We start from the raw sequence: 26,104 nt of genomic DNA, 5'->3' as shown, positions 1-26,104 counted from the left end.
ATAACATGACATACGGAAAGTTTGAAAATTCATAAAGAAAAAAGCGAAGGATAAGTTCCCACGCTTTTCTCAATTCTACATCTACTTAGCAATAGCTTTCTCAAGCCATTGATGTTCATCGACCTGCTCCTGTATTGCACCTTTAAAGTTCTCCATACATTTGCAAATGAAATCTTTGCGACATATAGGACAAGGTGTTTTGAGCAATCTGCTGATGGTGGTCATTTTCCATTCAGGATAACGGTTATAAAACGTGCGGCACTCTGTTCCGTCTGCCAAATAGATGATGAATTCATACAATCCATCTTTCTCATTATTGCTGGCTTCTTCCACGTTCGAAATTATCGGTCTGTAAGACATCAGTATCACCCATTATATTAAATTTGTTAATCCAAAGATGGCTTATCCAACAAGTACTTAGACATTTTAATGAATTTTCAACTTGATGTCAATTTTATTATACCACTACTCCGGCTAAAAGGAGAAATAGTAACCTTATTTCATAAAATTAAACAAGACAAGCAGCACTAAGTTTCCCTAGACAAACAAAATTGCAGGAGTACAATAAGTATTATATAAGGCAACTTTATTATGACAAAATTTACAGGATGTGATTCATATGAAGGGTTCAGATCGTACATTTACTACAGATGACGGTTCGAGAGTTAACAGAAGAACCTCTTTATCAGAAGTAAACCATTCCATGAAGGTGCCCATGACCGGATCATGGATTAAGAAATTTATGGCTTTTGCTGGGCCTGGCTATTTAGTGGCAGTAGGATATATGGATCCAGGGAATTGGGCAACAGATATTGCAGGAGGTTCTCAATTCGGTTATACGCTCTTATCCGTTATCTTGGTATCTAACTTAATGGCTGTTCTACTCCAATCTCTCTCAAGTAAGCTTGGTATTGTCACGGGACATGACTTAGCCCAAGCATGTCGCAATAATTATAGTCGTCCTGTCAGTATTGGTCTGTGGTTTCTGTGCGAGCTAGCTATTGCAGCATGTGATTTAGCAGAAGTTATTGGTTCAGCTATCGCGCTTAATTTACTGTTCGGAATACCTATTATGTATGGGGTTCTTATAACGGCAGTGGATGTACTACTTGTATTACTCCTTCAAAAGAAAGGATTTCGAGCTCTAGAGATATTAGTAGTTGTATTGATTGTTACTATTGGTGGCTGTTTTGCCATCGATCTGTGGCTCTCCCATCCCAATGTAGGAAGTGTATTTAAAGGATTTATACCGGATCCTGACATTATTCAGAATCCTCAAAAGCTATATATTGCGATTGCTATCCTTGGCGCAACTGTGATGCCGCATAATTTATATTTGCATTCTTCCATTGTACAGACTCGTCAATATGAGAATACGCTAAAAGGGAAACGAGAAGCGATTCATTTTGCAACTTGGGATTCTACGATTGCTTTAACATTAGCTTTATTTATTAATTCAGCCATATTAATCGTTGCTGCAGCTACATTTCATAAAGCAGGAATGACTGAAGTCGCTCAGATCAGCGATGCATATCATCTCTTAACACCTCTTGTAGGGACAACGCTAGCTAGTATTCTATTCGGAGTCGCACTTTTGGCTTCCGGACAGAACTCTACACTTACAGGAACACTTGCTGGACAGATTGTGATGGAAGGATTCCTTAATATCCGCCTTCCTCAATGGTTGCGACGGTTAATTACTCGATTGATAGCTATCATTCCAGCTGTCATCGTAACAGCCGTTGCTGGCGAACAAGGTATTGAAAAACTACTGATTCTTAGCCAGGTCATTTTATCACTACAACTTCCCTTTGCAATTGTTCCGCTAGTTAAGTTCACCAGTGATAAGAAAATCATGGGGGTCTTTGTCAATCCACTATGGGTGCAGATATTAGCTTGGTCTGTGACTGTCATTATTATAGCTTTAAATATATATTTGATATTCCGCACCTTTACTGGATGAGATCCATAATAATCACTACACCTGATAAACTCGAAGTCATTTCAAGACCCAGAAAAGAAATACCAAAAAGGCAGCTCAAGGATAAATCACCTTGAGCTGCCTTTTTCCTGCACGTATAAGACTTAATTAATGCGGTCGAGAGGACTCGAACCTCCACGGGGTTGCCCCCACTACCCCCTCAAGGTAGCGTGTCTGCCATTCCACCACGACCGCGTAAAAATAAAGAGGAATTTCCCTTAGCAACACAATATATTTTACATGGCAGCCTATGAAAAGTAAAGAAAAAAGACCTATCCATACCGCACTTCACTTATGTAATACAACATAACATATTGATGATAGTATTTACATTTTTTTCATTATTTAAATTGACAACAATGTGACTATTCAGTATGATTAGTTCAATAAATTCAATATAACTCTAACACAAGTACAGATACGTCAATTTATATAACATATAACAATTCAAACAATTCCCATAATAGCGAAATATATTACATGGAGGTGTCATGACATGGACAAAGGCAGAAAGTTACTTGATTACGTACAAATGTTAGATTCCTCCTTGTACGTAGGTGGATTCAGGCATTCATCTGGGTTCGAAGCTGAAATATCAAAGGGTAACATTCATAACCGCGATGAACTCGATTTATTCTTAAGATGCCAACTTGAGAATGTGTTACTTCACACAGAGATTAGGGCGCTCAAAGAGGTATATCACGCTACTGAGAGTAACGACCTAGAACGAATTGCAATAATTGATAAATCCGTTCACGATCGCAATCATAATCCGATCGATAAACATACGGCTCAGAAGAACGGAAAACGCCTTTTAAAATTAGCTCGGGCTCTTTATCCATGGATGGACTTCGATGAACTGGAAGAAACGCTACAGAAACACGAGGCTGTAGGTTGCTTAATTACGGTACACGCTTGGATTAACCAAAAACTAGGCACAGACTGTGATCAAGCGATACAAGGATACATATTCTCAGCAGTATCCTCTTGTATCCATAGCGCTTCGGTCGTTATGAACATTTCCAGTGAAGATGAGAAACGATGGATCCAAACCTCTCTTGATCTCTTAGCACCAGAGTGGCATTCCGTTACAATGCACTCTAAGGATGTTCATGAATTTTCCTCTACTGCCTAAATCACCATAACAATCATGACAACAATAGAAACGGGTACCCTCCATAAATATGGAAGGTACCCGTTTCTAATGAGCACAAGCTTTTTTATTCGGAAAGTTGATTTCTTCTGTAATCTGTAAATTCAATACATTCCTTAATAAACCCCAATTCCTGTTCACTTAATTTAGAAGAATTACGTTGTATTTGCCGTATTACTTCTGTTGAATATTGTTCTTGCTCTTCTTTCAAGAGTTCGCCCTGCGATTCTCTGCCCACAATGAGCCAATCCAGACTAGTATTGAAATAGGCACCAATCTCAACCAGCTTATTTGTACTCGGTGTAGACTTTCCTCTTTTCCAATCACCGAAATTCCCTGTACTAATTCCTAACTCTTCGCAAAATAACTTTTTAGTCATTCCTTTGCTCTTAATTAAAATTTCAATTCGCTGGTAAATTGTCTGCATCTTATGACCGCCTTCCAATGTTGTCGAGAAAAGTGACGCATGTAAGTATTATATATTGAATAATTACGTAAAAAAGTATATACTATCCAGTATGTCTCCATTGAATTATATCACAGAATTTCCATCTATTTGTTCATAATCTACTCATGTTGCAGGGAGAGACCACTCATGTCAAATTTCACCGCTACACTACATCACGAAGTCCTTCATTCATTACAACAAAGTATTGTAGTCCTAAATCGTGAAGGTCGTGTTATTGCTGTAAATCCAGCCTGGGAAGCATTATCTATGTATCATAACTATCCTTCAACATTCCAATGGCTAGGTGTTAATTTTTTTCATATTAGCGAAATCCGTGGTGATGAACTAGAATTACACACATTATTAACATCATCATTCCACTGTATTATTCAAGGACATCTTCAATCCTTCACTCACGACTTTAGTATAAAAATAAACCAAAAGTTAGAGTGGCTTATGATAGAAATCTCTCCACTTTTAGCGTATGGCACTAACTCCGTTAAGGGAGCAAACATATTGATTACGAATATCACTAAAAGGAAACAATTAGAGCACGATTTACAAGAAGCTATTTCGCAGGTCAGAACAATACGAGGCCTCATTCCCATATGCGCTGTCTGCAAACGTATTAAAGATGATAATCTCCTGTGGAATGCCATTGAACATTTTTTGGAGAAACATACACATGCTGAATTCACCCATGATATTTGTCCTGATTGTATACGTACGCTATATCCTAAATACTCCTCTGCACTGGATAACCCATCCGAAGTATAATTTTCAAGCTGCCTTAGTATAGGTCTCAACGTACCTTTAATCTTATTGTCGTTGACAACCATTATTGTTGTACTTATAATTGTTACAACAACTAACTCTAAGGGAGTGTTTAAGCTGTCTAGATTTCCTTCCCCTGAACAGTCCATCGGTTTCAGATATGCCCATATTTTTCGCAAGTTAAGCACCTTATTCTCGATTCAACTCAAACCCTATGACATCACCCCTGAACAATGGTCCGTTCTCTATCAGGTATACCTTGAGGAAGGGATTAATCAGAAGAAGATTGCACGACGAACAGAGAAGGATCAACCCACCGTTACACGAATCCTAGACGTTCTGGATAAGAAACAACTCATTACAAGAAGCACAGACTCTACAGATCGCAGAGCATTTTTGATCCACCCAACGGAATCTGCAAAAAAACTCATCCTAGCTACGATTCCAATCGAAGTAGAATTGAATGACAATATAATATCTGGCGTCACGGATGAACAACTACAGTTATTACAACAGATCATGCAACAAATCCAACATAATATCGAACAAATTCATCAAGATTAGAGGTTATTGTTAGAATGACAACCATCAAAGAAAAGCTGTGGACCAGAGAGTTCATCATGCTGACCCTATGTAACTTATTATTATTTTTAAATTTACAAATGATTCTCTCGCCACTACCCGCTTATGTTAAGGATCATTTCCATGCAAACGACCTTACGGTTAGTCTTTTCACAACTATATTTGCATTATCAGCCATCGCTTCACGTCTATTCTCTGCCAAAGCATTAGAGAAAGGCAAAAGAAACGCGATTCTGTTCACTGGACTTATCCTGATCACACTCGCTACATTCGGTTATCTATGGAGCGGAACGTTAGCGTTATTACTACTTATGCGTGTTCTATTTGGAATTGGTTTCGGGATGGGAAGTACAACGTTGCCTACGATGGCTTCCGGTGTAATTCCTATAAGACGATTAGGAGAAGGTCTAGGTTATTTCGGGTTATCCACAAGTATCGCCTTATCGCTAGGACCGGTTATTGGGAGTACCCTATTGAATCAGAGCGGCTTTCCTACATTAGTATATGCAACATTGGCAACAAGCTTATTGATTCTTCCAATTATCTATCCATTAAGTAAAAAGGTAAAATCTCCGACTGCAGCACCTAAAGATCTCGCAGCCACATCTCAAAAACAAGGTTTCAACAAGAGTCTGATCATCCCAAGTTTACTTAACATGCTCATGTCCATTACATATGGCGGTTTATTAAGTTTCTTAATCTTATTTGGAAAAGAAGTTCATCTTGCGAATGCATCGTTATTCTTCTTGTTTAATGTCATTTCCGTGGTCATTGTCCGTCCGATATCTGGCAAACTTTATGATAGTAAAGGGCATATTGTGTTGATTATTCCGGCAGCACTATTCCTAATCACGGGACTCCTCTTACTTTCATACTCAACATCTACTGCTTCCCTTGCAGTTGCTGCGTTATGTTATGGTGTAGGATTCGGTACAGCACAACCTACCCTTCAATCTTGGATGGTACAATCCGTATCACCACATCAGCAAGGAATGGCGAATAGTATGTATTTCAACTCACTTGATCTGGGCGTGGCCATCGGTGCTCTGCTCTTAGGGCAAATCGCTTCCCATTCAAGTTATGCGGTAATGTATCGCTCCTCAGCTATATTCCTAGTATTGTTCATAGCGATCTACGCGATTTATATGATTAAGCGCACGAAGAATAACACTAGTAAGGAACAAGCGGTTGGAAACTAAATTTCTTATATTTTAATAAAAGCCATCAAAATCGTTTATGAATGGTTTCGATGGTTTTTTTTCATACACTGATAAGATGATCATTATTCAGCATACAAAAAGAAACCTTACAAAAGTAAGGTTTCTTCAAAAACTATAATGCGGGCGAGAGGATTTGAACCTCCACGGGGTTACCCCCACTACCCCCTCAAGGTAGCGTGTCTGCCGTTCCACCACGTCCGCAAACATAAAAGTGAGCCATGAAGGATTCGAACCTTCGACACCCTGATTAAAAGTCAGGTGCTCTACCAACTGAGCTAATGGCTCTCGGTGACTGTACAATGGTACGCCATAAGTGAGGTAAAATTAAAATGGTGACCCGTAGGGGAATCGAACCCCTGTTACCTCCGTGAAAGGGAGGTGTCTTAACCGCTTGACCAACGGGCCAGAAAGCATCACTTCTTGTGACGACAGGATTTATTATAACAAATAACAAACGGCATGACAAGCACTTTTTTTGAAACAAAAAAAGGAACCTCATCGGCCCCTCCATTTATCAAAATAAATGATAGCTATTGTTAATCATATGGCGGAGAGAGTGGGATTCGAACCCACGCACCGCTTACGCAGTCTAACCCCTTAGCAGAGGGTCCCCTTATAGCCACTTGGGTATCTCTCCAAAAAAATAATGGCTCCCCGAACAGGACTCGAACCTGTGACAACTCGATTAACAGTCGAGTGCTCTACCAACTGAGCTATCAGGGAACAGTAATTACAATTACTTTCATTAATATATCATCCCTGGATATTAGAGTCAAGATGAACTAATCGTAATTTCCCACTGCATTTCCCACATCGGTAACGGTTAGGATCAACCTTGCGTTTACGAAGATACTCCATGCCACATTGACTGCAAGTCAGCTTATATTTGTATGCCTGGGGTTTTCTCGCCTTGGCTCCTGGTAGGGTCTGACAGAATCTACTCCCACCTACTCGCTTCAACAATTGCTTGAACTCAGCATCACGGTGTCGGTACCCTCTGCCTCTCAGATGAAGATGATAATGGCATAATTCATGTTTAATGATTTTCTCCACTTCTTCGTTACCAAAGTTATCGAGTTGATGAGGATTAATCTCTATGTTATGTCCTTTTAGGAAATATCGCCCACCTGTAGAAGATAATCGACCATTAAACATAGCTTGATGTTGAAATGGCACCCCGAAACTTCGAATTGAAATATCCTCTACCCATGCCTGCAATTCCTCATTACTCATGTTTTCTTTCATTGAACGTATTCGTTTCCTTTCTATGTATCTTTTAATTCAATCTATCTACTTGAATTTTAACTTCACCTTAGGCTACACTGTCAAGTATACCGATAGAAAGAATTAATATAGCAGCAGCAACACTTAACTAAACCATGTTATAAAGGGGGATTCCTACAAGCTATGCCACAAATGAGATACGTTATTTTACAGAAACAGCAGGAACTTCAGTTCGTCGAGATGCCTGCAGACTATGCTTATCAGTTAAGTGCCCTTAACTTGCGACTCAACAAAGAGATCGACAAACTGACAGCACTAGATGTTCCAACATTACCCTTAGCCATTGCTGAATGTGATGGTCTAGATCTTTTGCAAGAACAACATAAAATACACGGCGGGTTAGATTATATCAATGAATTAGAGCAATCTTTTGCGTCTATTGATGAGACAAGCTACCCTATTATATCGCTACTCACAGAGATTCGTGCACTACAAGCTCAACTCGAACAGTGGTACGAAGAGGAATTGCAATAGATTATATGTAAACCTGCACATGACGGGCTTCTCTTCCATATGTTAAGAATACAGATGGAATTGCAAGAGGAGGAGATACCCTTGCCGCAGTGGCTAAGCAACCAATTAATGCGTGCTTTCAGTAAAGGTGACCGCCGTCAGATTAAACTGCTTAATGAATGTTGGTTTTTCTATCGCAATACTCCGGATAATAACAGTAGTCGATCTTCATAAATAACATCATCCTTATCAGTTTGTATACAAAAGCTTCGCCTCCCTTCGTAATAAGGGGGCGAAGCTTTTGTATATTATTGATGGATGAATCAGGTTATTAGTTCTGATCTTTCCGAGGGTTTCTCATGGTAAGTCCCACACGACCCTTTTTCTCATCTATATTTAGAACCCATACCGTCACATTATCTCCGACAGAGACAATATCCATTGGATGCTTCACATAACCGTTGCTTAACTGTGAGATGTGTACTAGGCCATCATTCTTAATTCCGATATCCACGAAGGCACCGAAGTCAATGACATTACGAACCGTACCTTGCATTTCCATACCCGGCGTTAAATCTTCCATCTTCAATACATCTGTACGGAAGATCGGAAGTGGAAGCTCTTCACGTGGATCGCGTCCTGGACGTTGTAAGCTTTCCATAATATCACGTAACGTAGGTACACCAACATCCAACTTGGTAGCTAAGTTCTCAACATCTTGTTGTTCTAAGATCTGGCTAAGTTCTTGGCTTCCCAATTTCTCAAGCTCCAGATTTAATTCACTGAAGATACGACCTACAACGGTATAAGATTCGGGATGGATAGGAGTACTATCTAACAAATCCTTACCTTCTGAAATTCTCATAAATCCAATACATTGCTCGTACGTTTTCGCTCCTAAACGTGGAACTTTTTGCAATTGTTTACGGGAAAGAAACTTTCCGTTCTCCTCCCGATACTTCACAATATTCTTGGCTATTGTCGCGTTCACACCTGCTACATATGACAATAACGATGGCGAAGCCGTATTTACATCTACGCCAACATGGTTAACTGCTGATTCAACAACTGCCTTAAGGCTCTCTTCCAAATGTTTCGGGCTAACATCATGTTGATACTGACCGACACCAATGGCTTTGGGTTCGATCTTAACCAACTCTGCTAATGGATCTTGAATACGGCGAGCAATGGATACAGCACTACGCTCAGCTACATCTAGATCAGGGAACTCCTCTGCAGCTAACTTAGAAGCAGAATACACACTTGCTCCAGCTTCATTAACAATAAGATAGGCTAGTTCTTTATCATGTAGATCACTAATAACTTCAGCGACAAATTGTTCTGTCTCTCTAGAAGCCGTACCGTTCCCAATAACGATCAACTGAATCTGATATTTAGTAATCAATTCTTGGAATTTCTCCGTTGCTTCCTTCGTTTTGTGATGTGGAGCAGTCGGATAGGTAACCGCCACTTCAAGAAGTTTACCTGTATCATCTACTACTGCTAGCTTACACCCTGTACGGAAGGCAGGATCCACACCTAATACGCAACGTCCCTTCACAGGCGCCTGCAAGAGCAAACTACGCAAGTTGCCAGAGAAGATAGAGATCGCTTGATTCTCACCTTTCTCCGTCAATTCTGCACGAATCTCCCGCTCAATAGAGGATGCAATAAGACGCTTGTATGCATCTTCAATAACAGATTCAAGCACTTTTTTCACGATAGATTCATGCTTAATCACCTTTGTACCCATAAAAGTATGAATGGATTCAATCGGTACTTCGAGTCCTACCTTCAGGATATTCTCTCGTTCTCCACGATTAATCGCTAGAATACGGTGAGGAGGCATCTTCTTAGCCAATTCTTTGTAACTATAGTAGTTCTCGTATACGGATTCTTGTTCAGTATCTTTCGCTTCCGACACTAACATGCCATGATCCATCGTATATCGACGTACCCATGCACGTACCACGGCTTCATCTGCGATATTCTCAGCAAGGATGTCCATGGCTCCTTGAATCGCATCCTCAGGTGTATCAACACCTTTCTCAGCATCCACATAGGTTGCTGCCTCTGCAGTTAAATCCCCCTGCTTGGGCTGATCCCATATCCAGTTCGCCAAAGGCTCCAAACCTTTTTCCTTTGCCATACTCGCACGGGTTTTGCGCTTTTGGCGATATGGACGATACAAATCTTCCACTTCTTGTAGTTTGACCGCTTGTACAATCGATGCTTTTAATTCAACAGTAAGTTTACCTTGTTCATTTATAATTCGGATGACTTCTCGTTTACGCTCTTCCAAGTTCCGCAAGTAGCCAACTCGTTCTTCAATATCTCTTAGTTGATTCTCATCCAACTCTCCTGTCATCTCTTTACGATAACGAGCGATAAATGGAATGGTATTCCCCTCATCTAGCAATCCAACCGTTGTACGAACTTGCTTCAAGGAGATATTTAATTCTTTAGCGGTTTGTTTAACAATGCGTTCTTGTTCTTCCGCTTTCATCTCAACTTCATTTATCTCTACAACTGCTTCATTCTCTAACAATGGTATCCCTCTTTCCAAATACGGTATGTATCATATTATCACAAACTTTCAGTCATTTTTCCAGCGGAGGGTATAATCAACGAAAATAATCCCCGTTATATAACCGAGAAAACGGTCAAAGTATAATCAGAAAAAAAAGGTATTCTCCATGGTTTAGAGTCTGACTAGCTAATGTTAGCCCATCTGATGCTCTCTTCCAAAGGAGATACCTTTTCTTTATTTAGAAATATTTCTTAGGTTACGCGTCTTCAACATTATTGAAACAATCTTCACACTCTCTTGAATCTAAAGAACTCGCTGTGGTAATCTCCTGGCTGCATGCCAACCGAAATACCTGCATACATCATAGCATCGCCACTAAAAATCTGAGATTCACCCATTAGACGATAATCTGCATTAGGATCTAATCCCTTTAATTTCAAGCGATTCAGCGGAGCATTCGATTCGGATAAGACGCGGAAGTAGAATACAGCTACTTCGTTTCCATCTGGCGATACAAACATCCAAGCCGTCTCATTTCCCTCGAAAGGACTGAGCAAGCGGTAGAAGTGTCCGAACTGTACCAAGCTACGAATCTCTTTATACAGGGAGATCTGTTGCTTCACTGTCTCTTTCTCTTCATCACTAAATTTCGTTAAATCTAGTTCATATCCGAAGTTCCCTGACATCGCAACAAGTCCACGCATCTCTAGCGGTGTTGTACGCCCTACCTGATGATTAGGAACATCAGAGATATGCGAACCCATCGAACTAATCGGATACACAAGGCTTGTGCCATATTGAATCCTCAGACGTGATACGGCATCCGTATTATCGCTTGTCCATGTTTGCGGCATATAATACAGCATACCCGGATCGAATCGACCGCCACCTCCTGAACAACTCTCAAACAAGATTTCAGGGAAGGTTGATGTAATACGCTCCATCACATCATATAACCCCAACATATAACGGTGTGCGGTCTCCTGCTGTCTCTCAGGAGGTAACAAAGCAGAACCAATCTCCGTCATGTTACGATTCATATCCCATTTCACGTAAGTAATCGGGGCACTTTTCAGAATATCACTGAGCATCCGTACAATCTCATCTTGTACATCTCGGCGCGAGAAGTCGAGTATGAGTTGTTGTCTTCCTTCTGTACGACGACGATCAGGTACATGCAGACACCAATCCGGATGTTTACGATACAGATCACTGTCCGGCGACACCATCTCAGGTTCGAACCATAGCCCGAAGCGCATCCCTTGATCCGTTACTCTACTTACTAAGTCTTCAAGTCCATTAGGAAGCTTATTCTTATCTACAATCCAGTCGCCTAACGACGAATTATCGCTATCACGGTGGCCGAACCAACCATCGTCAAGAACGAATAGTTCGATACCAAGTTCTTGGCCTGCTTTTGCAATATCCTCTATCTTGTCTGCATTAAATTGGAAATAGGTAGCTTCCCAGTTATTTACGAGTACAGGTCGTTCCGCATCACGATATTTGCCACGTGCCAACCTCTCACGATACAACGTATGATACTTATGCGACATTCCTCCAAGGCCATCAGCTGAATACACCATAACGACTTCAGGCGTCTGAAAGGATTGTCCCGATTCTAGTGTCCAGTTAAATTCAAAAGGATTAATTCCTATAGAAAGACGCGTTGTTCTGAACTGATCCACTTCAGCCTGTGCAATAAAGCTCCCACTGTACACTAAGCTGAACCCAAATACTTCACCATGATCTTCATCGCTTCCTGGAGATAATAATGCTGCGAATGGATTCTGTTGATGACTACTAGAACCACGACGACTCTCTACGCTCTGCATCCCATAAGTTAATGGGCGACGTACAATATCCCGCTCTCTAGTCCAAGCTCCAGATAACTGTAGCCATTCGTAATCTGCGTGAGGGAAGTCTACACTGGCGCTAAGCACTCGTAGCAATTGTACAGATTCTTTACCCTCGTTGATGATAACCATAGAGCGAGTAATGACATCATATTGTTCAAATGCCGTATACTGCAATTCAATACGTAGGCCTGATACCTTATCTTCTAGCTCAACCACTAAGGTCTCTGCTTCGTGTTCTCCTTCAACATATGTTGCGGGTAGTCCTTCTAAACGAGGTTTTCCACGTTCCACACGGTGGGTGCAATATGTAAATTCAGTAATCATTGATCCATTGCTAAGACGACATTGTAATAACGGGTGGCGGAAATCGCTCGTACCGTATACAGGTAGTTCTTGCGGGAGTGTATCAAAAGAGATCGTACGATCCTCAGCCACTGGATTCGGGCTGAACGAAGCACGTTCTGTTCTTACGAGTAACCAACTTAGGTCTCCTGCACGTAGTTTCTTACCATAATAAAGGTGCGCTAAATATCCTGAAGGTAATACTTGAAACACATAACTAGCACTGGCTGTTTGCAAATGAAATAATTGCTTATCTTGATCAATATAGATGCTCATTTGTGTCCTCCCCTTAAGCTGATAAATGTATCATATCTTCAAATGGTTATGCTTACAATCATACTTTAATATAGCCTGAAGGCAATATGGGAATATGGAGATATGACCTAACGACAATATAGCAATACGGAAGTAAATCTTGAAAAAAAGACGCACCGTAGGTGCGCCTTGTAGTCCCTATATCATTCGTAGTCATCTTTAAAAATCGATTAAACTTAAAGAGATGAGCAGAGCTTCATCTACTTTCTTCATGGTTTCCTCGTCAAGATGAGTGATCTTATCTGTTAGTCTTTGTTTGTCAATCGTCCGTACTTGTTCCAGCAAAATAACAGAATCCCTGTCAAATCCATGGGAGATTGCATCAATCTCCACATGGGTAGGAAGTTTCGCCTTTTGGATCTGCGCGGTAATCGCCGCTACAATGACCGTAGGGCTGAAACGGTTACCGATGTCATTCTGGATGATCAAAACCGGCCTCACCCCTCCCTGTTCAGAGCCAACCACAGGTGAAAGGTCCGCGAAAAATACATCACCGCGTTTAACAATCAATGTTTACACCCCGCTTACTGAGCGGCCTAGAGTGCTGTCTGCATCTTCCTCTGCGTGGAAAGCCTCAGACGCCATAGTCAAATTAATCTTTGCCATTTCCATGTAACCACGTTGCATAGACTCACGGATATATCTCTTCTTCCGTTCTGTCAAATACAGTTTCATGGCTTGCCTAATGAGTTCACTACGATTGGAATTCTCCAGCGCAACGATCCCATCCACTTCCTGCAAAAGATGATCTGGTAAACTGATCATAATTCTCTTCGTGTTCTGCAAATTAGCCACCTTCTCTTCCACCCCCACAACACCTTATCACCTGAGCACCAGTATAGCTTTTTTTAAGGAATTTTATACAAATGAATATATATGCCGATCGTATATCATGTATGCTACATTCCATTATAAACTACAATCAGCATTTTAGTAAGACAATCACTAGGCTTAATTTAATTTAGATCCTGTCCCTTTTCCATTGTTACCATAAAAAAACATCTGATATCAGATCTCCTACCGTAATAAGGGGTTGACGATATGTTGAAGGACTCCATCTAACATATAGTAGCGTGGAACTCTTGAGGATAAAATACAGATCAGTTCGTAATGGATGGTACCTAGCTTGGATGCCAACTCATCTGTGCTGATACATTCACCAGATTGTTGGCCGATGAGTACAACCTCTTCACCCACTTGGATTTCTTGTGCTTCCTTACCCAACGATTGTAGTGACACCATACACTGGTCCATACAGATTGTTCCGATGACAGGAATCCGGCGTCCGCGGATCAGCACTTCTGCTTTACCACTTAGCATACGGGAATATCCATCAGCATAACCGATTGGAAGTGTTGCAATCATTTCATTATCTTCCGTCACATATCTGCTTCCGTAGCTAACTCCCCACTGAGGAGGGAGCGTCTTAACAAAGACTATTTTCGTCTTCAGCGTCATGATCGGGTTCAGTACAATCTTCTGACAATTCACTTCATCTGTCGGATAGAGCCCATATAGGCTAATGCCTATACGCACCATATTATGAGAAATAAGTGGCATATCAATAGCAGTCGCACTGTTTCCCGTATGTATAATAGGGATATTACAGCCCCTCTCCTCTAGTGCATCAGCAACAGATCGAAACCGTCGGTATTGTTCCAGTGTATAGCTTTTATCTTCTTCATCTGCCTTGGCGTAATGAGTGAACATTCCCTCAACTTGAATTCCTTGAATGGAACAAGCTTTCTCTATAAAAGAAAGTGCCTCTTCCCCAGGTAATAGTCCAAGTCGTCCCATTCCACTGTCGATCTTGATGTGTACTTTTAAAGGTTTAACAACACTTTGCACAGGCAATTGGATAATAGCCTCAAGTACTTCCTGAGAAAAAAGTGTTATCGTAATGTCATTTTCCCATGCGATCTGAATTGCTTCAGGTGGAGTATAGCCCAGAATTAAAATGGGGAGTTCTATTCCTGCCTGACGAAGTTCTAACGCTTCATCTAAGAAAGCAACACTAAGATAATCAGCACCCATTCTCTCCATTTCTTGAGCTACTCTCACCGCGCCATGTCCATAAGCATTGGCCTTTACGCAAGCTAATATCATCATTTCTTGTGGTAGTGCTGAGCGGAAGGCTTGATAATTCGAACGCAAATGGTTCAAATTAATTTCCGCGATTGTAGGTCGATAGTTTACTTGCAATTCCAGTCACCTTCTCTGAAGTTTGAGCAATCATCATTGATGTTTGTATTTACCTAATGGTAATGTTCTGGAAGGCGTCTGTCAATTGTTCGCAAGCCATCTTTTACTAGTCATTATTCCCCATAACCACAGCAGACTAGCATAAACGATCTCGTCGTCCTTTTAATGACGAAGAAACGTCTAGCGTTGAAACATAAGCCTATTTATAAGTAGAAATACTTATAAATTCTTATATTTTAAAGAAAAGACGGAATTCGTTATCGTAGAGGGAGAGTTCCCCATCAATAACGGATTCCGTCTACAATTATTATTTACCCGTTTGTTCAGCTAAAGACGCTGCAATATTCATCATTTCGCTATTTGGCAGATTAGCACTCGTAATTCGGAACTCAATTCCATTATCCATCCATTTCAATGTCCGCTGTTCATCCCCTGTTAGTAACCCTACAGTAAACCCTAGATCTATCACTTCTCCTGGAGCAAGCGAGACTGCTCGATCTAAGGGGCGGGCTTCCATAATCGTATATTGATACGTACCGTCATATCGTAATACGACCGCGTGATCTTTGCTATTAGCTATATTATTCGAATAATTTAGAGAAACGCCCTCTGGACTATACCCCGGCTCAATGACACCGAAGCTACCTAACTCCTTCTCAACAATGACAGGCTCAACCTGCGATTCACCGGATAGATCTGTCACAATCGCATTCCCAAATTCATCTACTTCAGCTAATGTACCTACAGAAGGTTGATCCATTGCTGTCATGTTACGCTGCATATCGAATGAATCTTTTTCGAATTTAGTATTGAATGCAAACTCATTAAATTTCACTTCCACAACGACATTCGCTTCGGAATCGGACACTTGTACCTGTTTCGGTGCATAACTATCTTTATTCAGCCAAATCTTTTGTCGTACAAGAGATTGACTGTGATAATTGGCTACTACATCAAACACATAACTATCTTTGTCATCTACGAATTGACGAGTGTTATCCGTAAGGATGCCGCGGACCAGGGTCTGATACAAATACACCTGCCCTTGATTCTCTGGCCAATCACTTTGGAATCTAAAGCTCTTATTGAGGCTTGGCGTAAGAACGAACACGCCATCATCATTACGTAGAACGATTTGAGTGATATCCTTCTGAGCATTCTTCAAGCTAATACGATAGTACGAAGGATTCTGATACCATACCTCTACATCATACTCCTGAGGCTTCTCACCTGTGTACAATGTCATAACACCTTTTCCTTGATAAGAACCGTCCTTACTTTGCAACTTGTCGATTACGTTGTTCAAGTCTTTGACTACGGAAGTGGCATCCTTCTTTCCACCACAACCAGCCAACACGACTGTCACACATAATACCATAGCGAGCACCCATACATACCGGCGCATGACATCATCCCCTTTTTCCACATGTATTGAATTGATTAGTACATGTCTATGAGGGACTTGGTCACAATATGCAGACTAGCATGACAAGCTTGAGATTAGATCTAAGACGTTGCAGATATGACAGCTGTTGGAGTCTTGTTACATGCGGGTGTAGGCTACCTCCGTGAGCTTGGAAGCACGACTATACGATCTATTTGTTGCTAAATACTCTAGAAGTTACGTGGCTCTCTCTGATCGCAAACAAACAAGCCGTTCCGAGGATGATAAGTAGTGTCAATAACGGTCTGAAAGCTGCCGTTAATCGATTATACGTCTTCACTCGGATACTGCACTGTCATTTCATCACAAAAAAGAAGCTCATCCCTGAGCTTCCTGATTACCGCTTTGATGGTGAGAATGACCAGCTAATTCTTCACCATTTCAACGATCAGATGACCGTTATAATTCTCTAGATGTTTTATTGTGAATCCCGTTTCCAATTGATAACGCTCTCAATAACTTTATCTAAAATCAGGCGGAATACGTCTTGCCACACCCGTTAAGATGGCTGCTTCAATAATGGCTTTACGTACGGCTGGAACAACTTGCTCGTTGAAGATGCTCGGGATAATATATTGTTCGTTTAATTCGTTTTCTGTTACAACAGAGGCGATGGCACGAGCAGCCGCTAATTTCATGGGTTCATTGATTCTTTTGGCTCGGCAATCAAGTGCGCCTCGGAATAATCCTGGAAATACAAGTACATTATTGATTTGATTCGGATAGTCGCTTCGCCCAGTTGCAAAGACCGTTACATGCTTAAGGGCTTCATCCGGATTTATCTCAGGCTCTGGGTTAGCTAATGCGAATACAATGGATCGCTCATTCATATTCTGAACGTCTTCTCCATTTAACACACCGCCACGTGACACGCCGATAAAGACATCTGCTCCGCGGATAACATCTTTTAATGAACCAGATTCACTCTCCACTTGTGGCTGATCTGCTAACCACTGCCACATGGGATGATCGTACTTCTCGCCATGGACGATAGCGCCTTCCTTATCCACTGGCACAAGCCGTGTAACACCTGCATCTAATAGCATTTTACATATGGATACACCCGCAGCTCCGATCCCGTTAACGACGATGCGAACCTGGTTAACCCGTTTATTAACGATCTTCAGCGCATTTAACAATCCAGCGATTACAACCACGGCAGTTCCATGTTGATCGTCGTGGAAGATTGGAATACCCAATTCCTCGGTTAGTCTTTGCTCAATTTCAAAACAACGAGGTGAGCTGATATCTTCAAGGTTAATACCGCCAAATATCGGACTAACCGCTTTGATAGTTCGAATAATTTCTTCGGTATCGCTCGTATCCAGACATAGAGGAAATGCATCTACACCCGCTAGCTGTTTGAACAACATGGCCTTCCCTTCCATGACAGGTGCTGCTGCATAAGGACCAATATCGCCAAGCCCTAATACAGCTGTTCCATCCGTAATCACAGCCACCGTATTCCGTTTAATCGTTAACGAATAAGCTTTTTTCGGATCTTCATGAATAGCTTTACATACTTTGGCTACGCCAGGTGTGTAAACTTGCGATAAATCCTCGCGATTCTTAATCGGGAGCGTCGGTTGGATGACGATTTTGCCGCCAAGGTGAACTAGAAAAGTACGATCAGATACGTTAATTAACTTAATACCACTTAGCTTTTTTAAAGACTCGACGATGATGGCTTCACTATGATCCCCTGCGTCTACTGTTATGTCTCGTATGGATGATCCTTTACCTGAACTTATGACGTCAATTGACGTGATATCACCGCCTGCCTTACTCACAACTGCGGCAACATCCCCGAAGCTAACTTGGTCATGATCCAATTCTAACCTAACGATAATACTCGTCTGTGCCATTGGTTAAATCTCCTCTCCCATATCAGTAGTGTAATCATTTTCCAAATAACGTTGTACACACAATATACAATATTTAAAATAGTTGAACAATCCTATTACTAAATTCAATGAGAGAGTCATAAAAAAAGCACCCTCCGAATTTCATCAGACAAACCAGAAGTTTATCCAATGACTATTCTATGGGTGCGTTTCTACTAATTATTCATATATTGTAAGTATTACATATCTGTTCGCGTTCCATTTATCAATGATACTCCCGCCACTTACCAACGCTGTCGCTTTGGCTGAAGTGGGGGTTTCTGATGTATCATCCAACTTAATTCAGGATGCTTAACACCAGTGGAGTTGACACGTTGATGGTCTGGTTACCATCCAACCCCTCTATCCCATTCGCTCCTATGGCGGATACGTTTGGGAATACTTTTCGCATAATATTGGCTGCGCCGTTTACATCGGCATGTACTAAGCCCTTACAATTCTTATACAGACCGCGATACATCCGTTTGCCTGAGAAGGTCCATGTCCCCTTTTCGCCATAACTCGGCAATGGGTCTAGATCTTGGAAGCTAGCTTTCGAGGTATACGCCTCTTCGGTCAGGATAACGAGGACGCCAGCGTGTCCAGAACTTCCTGTTGCAACGGCTGAAGAGGCTCATTCTTCCCAAAAGCGGTAACGATCTGTCGGATGTAAAAATTGGTCGTGTTATACAGATTCTTGGCATCCTGACATGCTTGATCGAGGTACGCAAACAAGTGATGACCTGGTTTAATCCACACTTGATGGGTTCTGTACATTGACTTTGAATCTGACAAAGATTCACCCCTTTACAGTCGCGTAATGCGAATGTATGTTCTACCTTTATTGTACCTCTTAAGATATAAGAAGGGAAGAACATCTTGTGGAATTATTCAGGAGGTCGCCGATTCACCTCACTACTTATAGAAGTGGGAGTCCTCTCGGAGAAAAATGATAGATTCCCTATTCAGACTTTGCAATCCCGTAGCTAATCCTGATAGAAAGAACACTAAGTAAGACACGAGCATCAATATACCCATGATCATGATAAAGCGTAATTTATTCTTCTTTATCTCATTCCAAGCTAAAAACATCTCTTCACATCCTAATTATTGTGTCTTGAAATCATTGAGTACTTTCTGAATATCTTTCTCCAAAGATTCTGTACTATCGGTTGGAGCGTATCTTCCCACAACATTTCCTTCTCCATCAACCAGGAACTTCGTGAAGTTCCATTTAATACTTTTCATTAGAAATCCTTTACTGTTACTAGTCAAATAATCAAATATGGGATGCGCATCTTTGCCATTCACCTTCACCATGTCATGCATAGGGAAAGTAACACCATAGCTCATTCGGCAAGATTGTTCAGCTTCTTCCCCATTACTAAGTTCTTGACGGAATTGATTCGAAGGAAATCCAAGTACAACTAATCCTTCTTCTTTATATTTATCATATAGCTTTTCTAATCCATCAAATTGGTTGCTCAACCCACATTTAGTCGCTGTATTAACAATCAACATCGGTTTCCCTTGATATTCTTTCAACTGATATTCTGACCCATTGGATCTCGTTACGATAATATCGTATATACCCATTTCCAATCACTCCTTCAATGATCAATTTAGACAATCACACTAATTTTCCCAAAAAAGCATTCAAACTTTTTAGATTTTCCATAACCAATTCAGCATTTAGATCCATAAAATTACAGCTGGTAATTTTCTCAATAATGGCTTCTTCAATCGGTTTCCCATTGACCTTTGCCTTCTCTGTCAACGAAATAATCGTTGCTCTTTTGTCAGTCTCTGACGGTTGTTTAATGATCCAACCTCGATCCTCCATTCGAGTAATAAGGGGATTTAACGTCCCTATTCCAAGTTCCAACCGAATACCAATATCCTTTATAAGCAGACGATCTTCTTCCCAAAGAGCTAGCAATACGAGGTACTGCGTAAATGTTAAATCAAATGGTTCTAACGTACGTGCATATAATTTCGAGAAATTACCAGCTGCTTTGTATACCTCAAAGCATATTTGTTGATCGAGTTTTGACGGTTTGTCCACAAAATCACACCTAAATCTAAATTTGAATTACACTACAAATCGCATTACATCGTGTACGATATATATATTATTAATTACATCGCGTACGATGTAAAGTGTGTATTATTATTCCTCCCTTAAATTTCAATAATTAACAACCCAGCTTGGTCATGCGCATGGTACAATGATAGGGTTAAATTACTTTATTCTACTTGAATTTTATAGGGAGACCCCATGGAACTCGAAACTACGATATATACACCATTGAAACCTTCATTTCGCTCACGCATGAAGCTAAGAATCAAGTCACCCACCGCTTTGGACACACCCTTTTGGAGGATCGCACAAAGTGGTGTTTGGACATCATCTTGTTTTATGTTCGCTATTACATCGCTTAGCATACCTACTGGATTAAGCACTACACTTAATATGTTGATATGTATCACTATAGGCACATTAGGATTCGTATGCTCAGCGATCTTACTTGCCATGCTACTCTCGCTTCTACGCATTCCTATTCCACGTCTATACGCAGGTGGGGTTTTATTTAATTTAATCGCTTTTTATTTCATGTTCTGGATTCCGGGGTCTGGCATAGTTCCATCGATAATCATGTCCATAACCCTCACTTTCCTAGGTGTAGTTCTAGGATATTGGATAGCACTTGTTACTAGCTGTCATATAAAGAAAGTCACCAAATGGGTATTCACAATGACACTTTGCATCTTGTCAGGTATCGCTATCGGTATCTTCTCTCACGGAAAATCAGATATCACCCTAGTGCAACCTATATCGGACGACAAGGTTTCTACCATTTCCCTATCGAGTCCAGCTGATCCAGGAGTATACGCTACTAAATATTTCACGTACGGGAGCGGTAGTGATCTACACAGACATGAGTATAATTCTAATGTTGCACTCCAATCGTTATCCGTAGATGCCTCTTCTTATATTGATAAATGGCCGCGGCTACGCACTCTCTTCTGGGGATTTAACCAAAAGTCACTTCCTGTAAACGGGAGAGTCTGGATGCCTACAGGTGAAGGACCATTTCCACTCGTGCTCATGGTTCATGGAAATCACTTAATGGAAGATTACTCCGATGCAGGATATGGTTATATTGGGGAATTGCTAGCTAGTAGAGGATTCATTGCTATTTCGGTAGATGAGAACTTTCTAAACTATTCCGTATGGTCGAATATACCTAATAATGATATAAAAATCCGTGCTTGGCTGCTTCTCAAGCATCTACAACAGATTGAGTCGTTCTCTGAACAATCTGATTCTCCCTTCTACAACAATGTCAATCTAGATCAAATTGCTCTGATTGGGCATTCTCGAGGAGGACAAGCCGCTGCGATGGCTGCAGATGCGAACAAATGGTTTCTATCCGATTCGGATCTTAAGATAGATCTTAAGAATAAGACCTTTTCAATCAAGGCTGTAGTCGCTCTCGCACCCACAGATTCCAAAGTTGATGGGATGCAAGCGAAACTTCGCAATGTTAGCTATATGGTTCTTCAAGGAGCACGAGATGGGGATCTGAATGAATATTTCGGAGAACGTCAGTATGCTCGAACTAGCTTCTCATCCCATGACGAAGGATTTAAAACTTATCTTCACATCCCTAATGCAAACCATTCCCAGTTCAATACGTCATGGGGTGGATTGGACACAAGCTTGCCGAAAGGGTTATTCCTTAACCGAAATCAAATGATGCGCGGGTCAGATCAAAGGGAAATTGCTAAGGTGTATATTTCCTCTTTTCTCGAAACTGTCCTACATGGTTCAGATGACTACGAACCGTTGTTTCGTGATTATCGTACAGGACTGGATTGGCTACCTAACTCTATCTATTACAACCGATTCGAGGATGCTACATTCACGGCCCTAGCTCAATTTGATGAAGATGATGATCGAACCACTGTGTTACAGGATGGGACAGCTAACGCAAGTGATGGGTTACGATGGAAGGAAGAATCTAGTGTTCCACAGAATAAAAGAGTTCTCTTGGAGAATACCGATCAGAAAGATCAAGAATTATCCTACTCACTAACGTGGGACGATGAGGATATCAAAGATGAATTTGCTGAAGCTGACGGGTTAGCCTTATCGATTGCAGACCAAGGAACAATTGCGGATCTAGAGGAGATTAGAGAAGACAATTTAGAGGATGTGCTAGAACAGCGTGATATTCCTCTAGACTTGGACATCGAGGTAGAGACAAGTGATGGTGAATCAGTAACCCTCCCCCTATCTCAATTCATGGACTTGCAACCGATGGTTGTCCCTCAATTCACTAGAAGTGAATGGCTTGAGAAGTATTTTGATAATGGGAAATATGATCTTCCAGAGAAAGCTATACTACAGACGGTTGAATTACCTTTCGAAGAGATTCAAGAGATCAATACGAACTTCAACCCAGCTCTAATCAATAGAATCACACTGAATTTCAATCATGGGCCTAGTAAAATCACTTTAGATGATGTGGGGCTATACCGTTATTAACATAAAAGTGTACAATAGTTGAGGAGGTGAACTACATGGACAACGAAATACTACGTTATACTTTTGCATATAAAGTCATATCTACAGGGAATGAAGAACAAATTAGCGTATTTGCCGATAGCAAAGAAAAGGCTTCTGAGCTTGCTTTGGAAACGGCATATGATTATGAGTTTACTTCCATGGAAGATATTGAAATGGGACAACTCCTTAGCATATCTAAAGCCGTTGGTGATAATTACGTAGAATGCGCAGGCTGCGCATCATAAACAGTAAAAGAGGCTGTCCCTTAAGTCATAAATGACTGGGACGCCTCTTTTTTATTAGAACGATGGGGGTGAATACTCCATCCATTCGCATATTATTCTAATCTCCCCATTCTCACATTCAGCTCTAATGGACCCTCTCATTTTCTCCATCAAACTCTTTGTGATCGAGAGTCCAAGCCCCTTCCCCCGACCTGCCCGAATCTGATCTGCCGTGTAGAACCGATCGAAGATCATGCTCGTGTCGATTGGCATATCTACTTCGTTAGAAATAACGAGTCTAACATGTTGTTCGCGTCGTTCAAGAAAGATAGACACGTTACCTTCACTATGTGATATAGCATTATTTATTAAATTCTCTATCACTCGCTTAATAGCAGATTCATCTGCGATAACATAGAGAGCATCCTCTGGCAAGCTGACGAATGGCACCCTGTTCTGTTCAGTAAAAGAATCATAAAATCCTAGTAAAGTCTCTATGACTAGATCATTCATACTCACTTGTTCGAGTGATAGTGATAGTTCATAATCAACAGACTCTATCACAGACAACTCAAAGAAATCGTTTAGAAGAGTCCTCAACCTGTTCCCACGTCGGATGGCAACACCTTGATAGTCCATTCTTTCTTCCATCGTTAAATCCTGCCCATTCAATAACTGTAAATATCCAAGAATGGATGTGAGCGGGGTTCGTAGATCATGCGAAATGTTGGCAATCGCCTGTTTCAATTCTTGTTCAGTACGTCTCTGATCCGCCTTCACTTGACTGATTGTATCCATCAGCAGATTGACTTCCACAATGAGCTGTTCCATATCTGGATCTATAAGAGATACATCAACTTTTTTTAAAGAGTCAGAACCTCGATAATGTGTAAGCTGAGCAGTCACATTTCTAATATCCTTTTTCAAAAAAAGCCAGCGAGTGAACATCCACCCAAGTACGAGTAAAGTTACCACGTTAAAGACTAGCATGAATGCCCACCCCCTATTTAACTATTTCACTTCTTTGCGACCAAATGCCCCTATTCCTCCAAAAATAAACACAATCATCGTAACGAATCCTACACATAAACAGCGGACAATCTCTGATGTTGTGAGCGTAGGGTCAAACACAACACCGAACATCTGATATAGTATCGTATATTCATAAATGCTACGAATTACGTTAAAGGAATTCCCTAATATGACGAAAAGTAAAGTTACCCCTGTAATGATTCCAATAGATAAAATGATCGCCTTACCACTCTCTTCCACCATAACACCTATAAACACGAGAAGGGCAGAGAATGCTGCAAGTTGTACTAAGGCTAAGCCAAGGAATCTAACGATAAGCATCCACGTTATGCCATCACTTGCTTGGTTGAACCCATTAGCTACCATCGCTCCCCCACCCGATATCAAGGGGAATATCAGCCACATCACAATGACACCGAAGAAAAACACGACACATTTTGAAATAAATATATCTACACGCCGTCTACCACAACTCATCACATTCTTAATAACACCTGTCTTATATTCATTCGATATAAAGAACCCTGCAAATATGCCAAGTAATAGGGAGAGAAATATAGGATTGCTTGCTGATCGTATGGTAATCAAAAAAGTTGCCATACCTGTCTCAATATATTTCGGTCCCTCGTCAGGCCCCGCAACCATTAATCCCCCGGTAATATCAAGAGCAATCAACCCCTTTGAAGATAAGGCAATTAATGTAGCATACAGAATCCCCCATAATGCCATAAGCAGAAAAAGGACCCAAAATGTCCTGTTATGCTTCAACTTATAAAACTCTGCTCTCATCAAATTACGCAACAGGTTCACCCCCGATCAATCTCGTGAAATAACTCTCCAAGTTATCGCTTATCGGTGTAAGTTGCTCAACGAGAATGCCATTGTCTATAAGTAACTTAGAAATATTTCCACCCTCATGAAGATAGTCATACAACTGAATCATGCCATCTTGCATAACCTCAAAGTTCGTGGTCCCAAGATCCCTCTCCATCACGGCAACTGCTCTTTCAACGTCATTTACCTTGATAAGCAAAAATTTACGCAAATGATTATTTAGTTCTGTCGCAGTTATTTGCTCTAGTAGTTGCCCATTGTGAATGATGCCATAGGTGGTAGCCAATTGATGAAGCTCTTCTAGAATATGACTTGAGATAAATACAGTCATTTCCCGTTCTCGATTAAGCTTTTTTAATAGGTCTCGTAATTCAACAATCCCCATTGGATCAAGTCCGTTCGTGGGTTCATCAAGAATAAGAAACTCAGGATCACCCAGAAGAGCAATTGCTAACCCCAATCTTTGTTTCATCCCTAACGAGAAGTTCTTTACTTTCTTACGACCGGTCTTATCAAGTCCCACTAGAGATAGTGTCCGTTGGATACATTCTTTACCTGGAATTCCTTTCTGGAGACGACAGACTTCTAGATTCTGTTCAGCCGTCATGTGTAAGAACAATGCTGGCGTCTCGACAATAGCTCCAATACGTTTCCTTGCTTCAACCAATCCCTGATCATCACTGGTTCCGAACAATTCTAATTCTCCGTCACTCGGCTTTGCAAGCCCAGTCACGATCCGAAGTAACGTGGACTTTCCTGCCCCGTTTTGTCCGATGAATCCATAAATATCGCCTTTTTTTATCGTCAAATCAACTTGGGTAAGCGCATAATCTGACTTATATCTTTTGCTGATTTGTTTGGTTCTCAATACATATTCACTCATGGCTACAGCACCCTTCTCATGTGATAACCTTATTCTATTAACTAAAGCATAAGAAACGTTTAAGAAAACTATTAAGAAAACCTTAAGT

The 26,104-nt window shown here is 40.9% G+C and carries 28 protein-coding genes, 6 tRNA genes and 1 pseudogene; 10 read left to right on the top strand and 25 right to left on the bottom strand.

Translation table 11 applies throughout. From position 1 onward, the window contains the following. Positions 1-81: 81 nt before the first annotated feature. Positions 82-360 (bottom strand): hypothetical protein, encoded by a 279-nt coding sequence (locus AC1D69_RS04480; protein ID WP_495454949.1) that lies wholly within the window; start codon positions 358-360, stop codon positions 82-84. A 259-nt stretch (positions 361-619) separates the two neighbouring features. On the opposite strand from AC1D69_RS04480, the gene AC1D69_RS04475 reads away from it, so the two are divergent. Beyond that, on the top strand, positions 620-1,963 hold the full coding sequence (locus tag AC1D69_RS04475; protein WP_495454948.1) for an Nramp family divalent metal transporter: 1,344 nt from the start codon (positions 620-622) through the stop codon (positions 1,961-1,963). A 130-nt stretch (positions 1,964-2,093) separates the two neighbouring features. Here AC1D69_RS04475 and AC1D69_RS04470 read toward each other — a convergent pair. Beyond that, positions 2,094-2,176 (bottom strand) — tRNA-Leu (locus AC1D69_RS04470). A 301-nt stretch (positions 2,177-2,477) separates the two neighbouring features. On the opposite strand from AC1D69_RS04470, the gene AC1D69_RS04465 reads away from it, so the two are divergent. Further along, positions 2,478-3,116 carry an urease accessory protein UreF gene (locus AC1D69_RS04465; RefSeq protein ID WP_495454947.1) on the top strand — a complete coding sequence of 213 codons (639 nt, stop codon included), beginning with the start codon at positions 2,478-2,480 and terminating at the stop codon, positions 3,114-3,116. A gap of 85 nt (positions 3,117-3,201) precedes the next feature. Here the strand turns inward: AC1D69_RS04465 and AC1D69_RS04460 are convergent, their stop codons facing one another. Further along, positions 3,202-3,561: a helix-turn-helix domain-containing protein gene (locus tag AC1D69_RS04460; protein WP_495454946.1), complete on the bottom strand. Its 360-nt coding sequence runs from the start codon at positions 3,559-3,561 to the stop codon at positions 3,202-3,204. 168 nt (positions 3,562-3,729) lie between these two features. Here AC1D69_RS04460 and AC1D69_RS04455 point away from each other — a divergent pair, with 168 nt between their 5' ends. The 3 genes from AC1D69_RS04455 (at position 3,730) to AC1D69_RS04445 (ending at position 6,137) form a co-directional block, all read left to right on the top strand. Then, positions 3,730-4,359, top strand: coding sequence for a nitrogen regulation protein NR(II) (locus AC1D69_RS04455; protein WP_495454945.1), 630 nt, complete (start codon positions 3,730-3,732; stop codon positions 4,357-4,359). 105 nt (positions 4,360-4,464) lie between these two features. Further along, entirely contained in the window at positions 4,465-4,920 is a 456-nt protein-coding gene (locus AC1D69_RS04450; protein WP_495454944.1) for a MarR family winged helix-turn-helix transcriptional regulator, read from the top strand. A 14-nt stretch (positions 4,921-4,934) separates the two neighbouring features. Then, positions 4,935-6,137 carry an MFS transporter gene (locus AC1D69_RS04445; protein ID WP_495454943.1) on the top strand — a complete coding sequence of 401 codons (1,203 nt, stop codon included), beginning with the start codon at positions 4,935-4,937 and terminating at the stop codon, positions 6,135-6,137. 139 nt (positions 6,138-6,276) lie between these two features. Here AC1D69_RS04445 and AC1D69_RS04440 read toward each other — a convergent pair. The 6 genes from AC1D69_RS04440 to AC1D69_RS04415 form a co-directional block, all read right to left on the bottom strand. Continuing rightward, positions 6,277-6,359 (bottom strand) — tRNA-Leu (locus AC1D69_RS04440). 11 nt (positions 6,360-6,370) lie between these two features. Next, positions 6,371-6,443, bottom strand: a tRNA-Lys gene (locus tag AC1D69_RS04435). 45 nt (positions 6,444-6,488) lie between these two features. After that, a tRNA-Glu gene (locus tag AC1D69_RS04430) sits at positions 6,489-6,563 on the bottom strand. Positions 6,564-6,703: 140 nt separating this feature from the next. Then, positions 6,704-6,795 (bottom strand) — tRNA-Ser (locus AC1D69_RS04425). A 10-nt stretch (positions 6,796-6,805) separates the two neighbouring features. Further along, a tRNA-Asn gene (locus tag AC1D69_RS04420) sits at positions 6,806-6,881 on the bottom strand. 30 nt (positions 6,882-6,911) lie between these two features. Beyond that, on the bottom strand, positions 6,912-7,403 hold the full coding sequence (locus AC1D69_RS04415) for a SprT family protein (protein WP_495454942.1): 492 nt from the start codon (positions 7,401-7,403) through the stop codon (positions 6,912-6,914). A gap of 162 nt (positions 7,404-7,565) precedes the next feature. On the opposite strand from AC1D69_RS04415, the gene AC1D69_RS04410 reads away from it, so the two are divergent. Continuing rightward, positions 7,566-7,916, top strand: coding sequence for a hydrolase/acyltransferase (locus tag AC1D69_RS04410; protein WP_495454941.1), 351 nt, complete (start codon positions 7,566-7,568; stop codon positions 7,914-7,916). Between the two features lie 81 nt (positions 7,917-7,997). Next, complete coding sequence (cmpA, locus tag AC1D69_RS04405) at positions 7,998-8,129, top strand: cortex morphogenetic protein CmpA (RefSeq protein ID WP_495454940.1); 132 nt, start codon at positions 7,998-8,000, stop codon at positions 8,127-8,129. A 97-nt stretch (positions 8,130-8,226) separates the two neighbouring features. Here the strand turns inward: cmpA and AC1D69_RS04400 are convergent, their stop codons facing one another. The 6 genes from AC1D69_RS04400 to AC1D69_RS04375 all read right to left on the bottom strand — a co-directional run bounded on the left by AC1D69_RS04400 (position 8,227) and on the right by AC1D69_RS04375 (position 16,548). Beyond that, complete coding sequence (locus tag AC1D69_RS04400; protein ID WP_495455290.1) at positions 8,227-10,401, bottom strand: Tex family protein; 2,175 nt, start codon at positions 10,399-10,401, stop codon at positions 8,227-8,229. 311 nt (positions 10,402-10,712) lie between these two features. Further along, the gene (locus AC1D69_RS04395) at positions 10,713-12,902 is read right to left on the bottom strand and encodes an alpha-galactosidase (RefSeq protein ID WP_495454939.1); all 2,190 of its coding nucleotides are present in this window, start codon (positions 12,900-12,902) and stop codon (positions 10,713-10,715) included. A gap of 198 nt (positions 12,903-13,100) precedes the next feature. Next, complete coding sequence (locus tag AC1D69_RS04390; RefSeq protein ID WP_068527880.1) at positions 13,101-13,451, bottom strand: type II toxin-antitoxin system PemK/MazF family toxin; 351 nt, start codon at positions 13,449-13,451, stop codon at positions 13,101-13,103. Positions 13,452-13,454: 3 nt separating this feature from the next. Then, positions 13,455-13,736, bottom strand: coding sequence for a CopG family ribbon-helix-helix protein (locus AC1D69_RS04385; RefSeq protein WP_068528371.1), 282 nt, complete (start codon positions 13,734-13,736; stop codon positions 13,455-13,457). A gap of 222 nt (positions 13,737-13,958) precedes the next feature. Next, a complete protein-coding gene (gene alr, locus AC1D69_RS04380; RefSeq protein ID WP_495454938.1) occupies positions 13,959-15,143 on the bottom strand; it encodes an alanine racemase in 1,185 nt (394 codons plus the stop codon). A 307-nt stretch (positions 15,144-15,450) separates the two neighbouring features. Next, positions 15,451-16,548 carry a LolA family protein gene (locus AC1D69_RS04375; protein WP_495454937.1) on the bottom strand — a complete coding sequence of 366 codons (1,098 nt, stop codon included), beginning with the start codon at positions 16,546-16,548 and terminating at the stop codon, positions 15,451-15,453. Between the two features lie 197 nt (positions 16,549-16,745). Here AC1D69_RS04375 and AC1D69_RS04370 point away from each other — a divergent pair, with 197 nt between their 5' ends. Beyond that, a complete protein-coding gene (locus tag AC1D69_RS04370) occupies positions 16,746-17,000 on the top strand; it encodes a hypothetical protein (RefSeq protein ID WP_495454936.1) in 255 nt (84 codons plus the stop codon). A 48-nt stretch (positions 17,001-17,048) separates the two neighbouring features. Here the strand turns inward: AC1D69_RS04370 and AC1D69_RS04365 are convergent, their stop codons facing one another. The 7 genes and pseudogenes from AC1D69_RS04365 to AC1D69_RS04335 form a co-directional block, all read right to left on the bottom strand. Then, complete coding sequence (locus AC1D69_RS04365) at positions 17,049-18,452, bottom strand: NAD-dependent malic enzyme (RefSeq protein ID WP_495454935.1); 1,404 nt, start codon at positions 18,450-18,452, stop codon at positions 17,049-17,051. Between the two features lie 316 nt (positions 18,453-18,768). After that, positions 18,769-18,951 (bottom strand): hypothetical protein, encoded by a 183-nt coding sequence (locus AC1D69_RS04360; RefSeq protein ID WP_495454934.1) that lies wholly within the window; start codon positions 18,949-18,951, stop codon positions 18,769-18,771. A 95-nt stretch (positions 18,952-19,046) separates the two neighbouring features. Beyond that, positions 19,047-19,265: a hypothetical protein gene (locus AC1D69_RS04355; protein WP_495454933.1), complete on the bottom strand. Its 219-nt coding sequence runs from the start codon at positions 19,263-19,265 to the stop codon at positions 19,047-19,049. Between the two features lie 156 nt (positions 19,266-19,421). Next, positions 19,422-19,562 (bottom strand): annotated as a pseudogene (locus tag AC1D69_RS04350) (ABC transporter permease); the annotation flags it as partial. A 15-nt stretch (positions 19,563-19,577) separates the two neighbouring features. After that, the gene (locus AC1D69_RS04345; RefSeq protein WP_495454932.1) at positions 19,578-20,066 is read right to left on the bottom strand and encodes a glutathione peroxidase; all 489 of its coding nucleotides are present in this window, start codon (positions 20,064-20,066) and stop codon (positions 19,578-19,580) included. A 34-nt stretch (positions 20,067-20,100) separates the two neighbouring features. After that, on the bottom strand, positions 20,101-20,535 hold the full coding sequence (locus AC1D69_RS04340) for a MarR family winged helix-turn-helix transcriptional regulator (RefSeq protein WP_495454931.1): 435 nt from the start codon (positions 20,533-20,535) through the stop codon (positions 20,101-20,103). A gap of 182 nt (positions 20,536-20,717) precedes the next feature. Further along, complete coding sequence (locus AC1D69_RS04335) at positions 20,718-21,005, bottom strand: hypothetical protein (RefSeq protein WP_495454930.1); 288 nt, start codon at positions 21,003-21,005, stop codon at positions 20,718-20,720. 121 nt (positions 21,006-21,126) lie between these two features. Between AC1D69_RS04335 and AC1D69_RS04330 the strand changes: the two genes are divergently transcribed. After that, positions 21,127-23,022, top strand: a complete 1,896-nt coding sequence (locus AC1D69_RS04330; protein ID WP_495454929.1) for an alpha/beta hydrolase family protein — start codon at positions 21,127-21,129, stop codon at positions 23,020-23,022. 35 nt (positions 23,023-23,057) lie between these two features. Continuing rightward, positions 23,058-23,288: a hypothetical protein gene (locus AC1D69_RS04325; RefSeq protein ID WP_495454928.1), complete on the top strand. Its 231-nt coding sequence runs from the start codon at positions 23,058-23,060 to the stop codon at positions 23,286-23,288. Positions 23,289-23,342: 54 nt separating this feature from the next. On the opposite strand, the gene AC1D69_RS04320 is transcribed toward AC1D69_RS04325, so the two are convergent. From AC1D69_RS04320 to AC1D69_RS04310, 3 genes are read right to left on the bottom strand one after another with little or no spacing between them, the layout of a single operon-like run. Beyond that, a complete protein-coding gene (locus AC1D69_RS04320; RefSeq protein ID WP_495454927.1) occupies positions 23,343-24,257 on the bottom strand; it encodes a sensor histidine kinase in 915 nt (304 codons plus the stop codon). A gap of 21 nt (positions 24,258-24,278) precedes the next feature. Continuing rightward, entirely contained in the window at positions 24,279-25,088 is an 810-nt protein-coding gene (locus tag AC1D69_RS04315; protein WP_495454926.1) for an ABC transporter permease, read from the bottom strand. Positions 25,089-25,092: 4 nt separating this feature from the next. After that, on the bottom strand, positions 25,093-26,016 hold the full coding sequence (locus AC1D69_RS04310) for an ATP-binding cassette domain-containing protein (protein WP_495454925.1): 924 nt from the start codon (positions 26,014-26,016) through the stop codon (positions 25,093-25,095). Between the last annotated feature and the right edge of the window lie 88 nt (positions 26,017-26,104).

The sequence above is a fragment of the Paenibacillus sp. Y301 genome (assembly GCF_059445505.1).
This window is presented reverse-complemented; position numbering and strand designations above follow the sequence as displayed.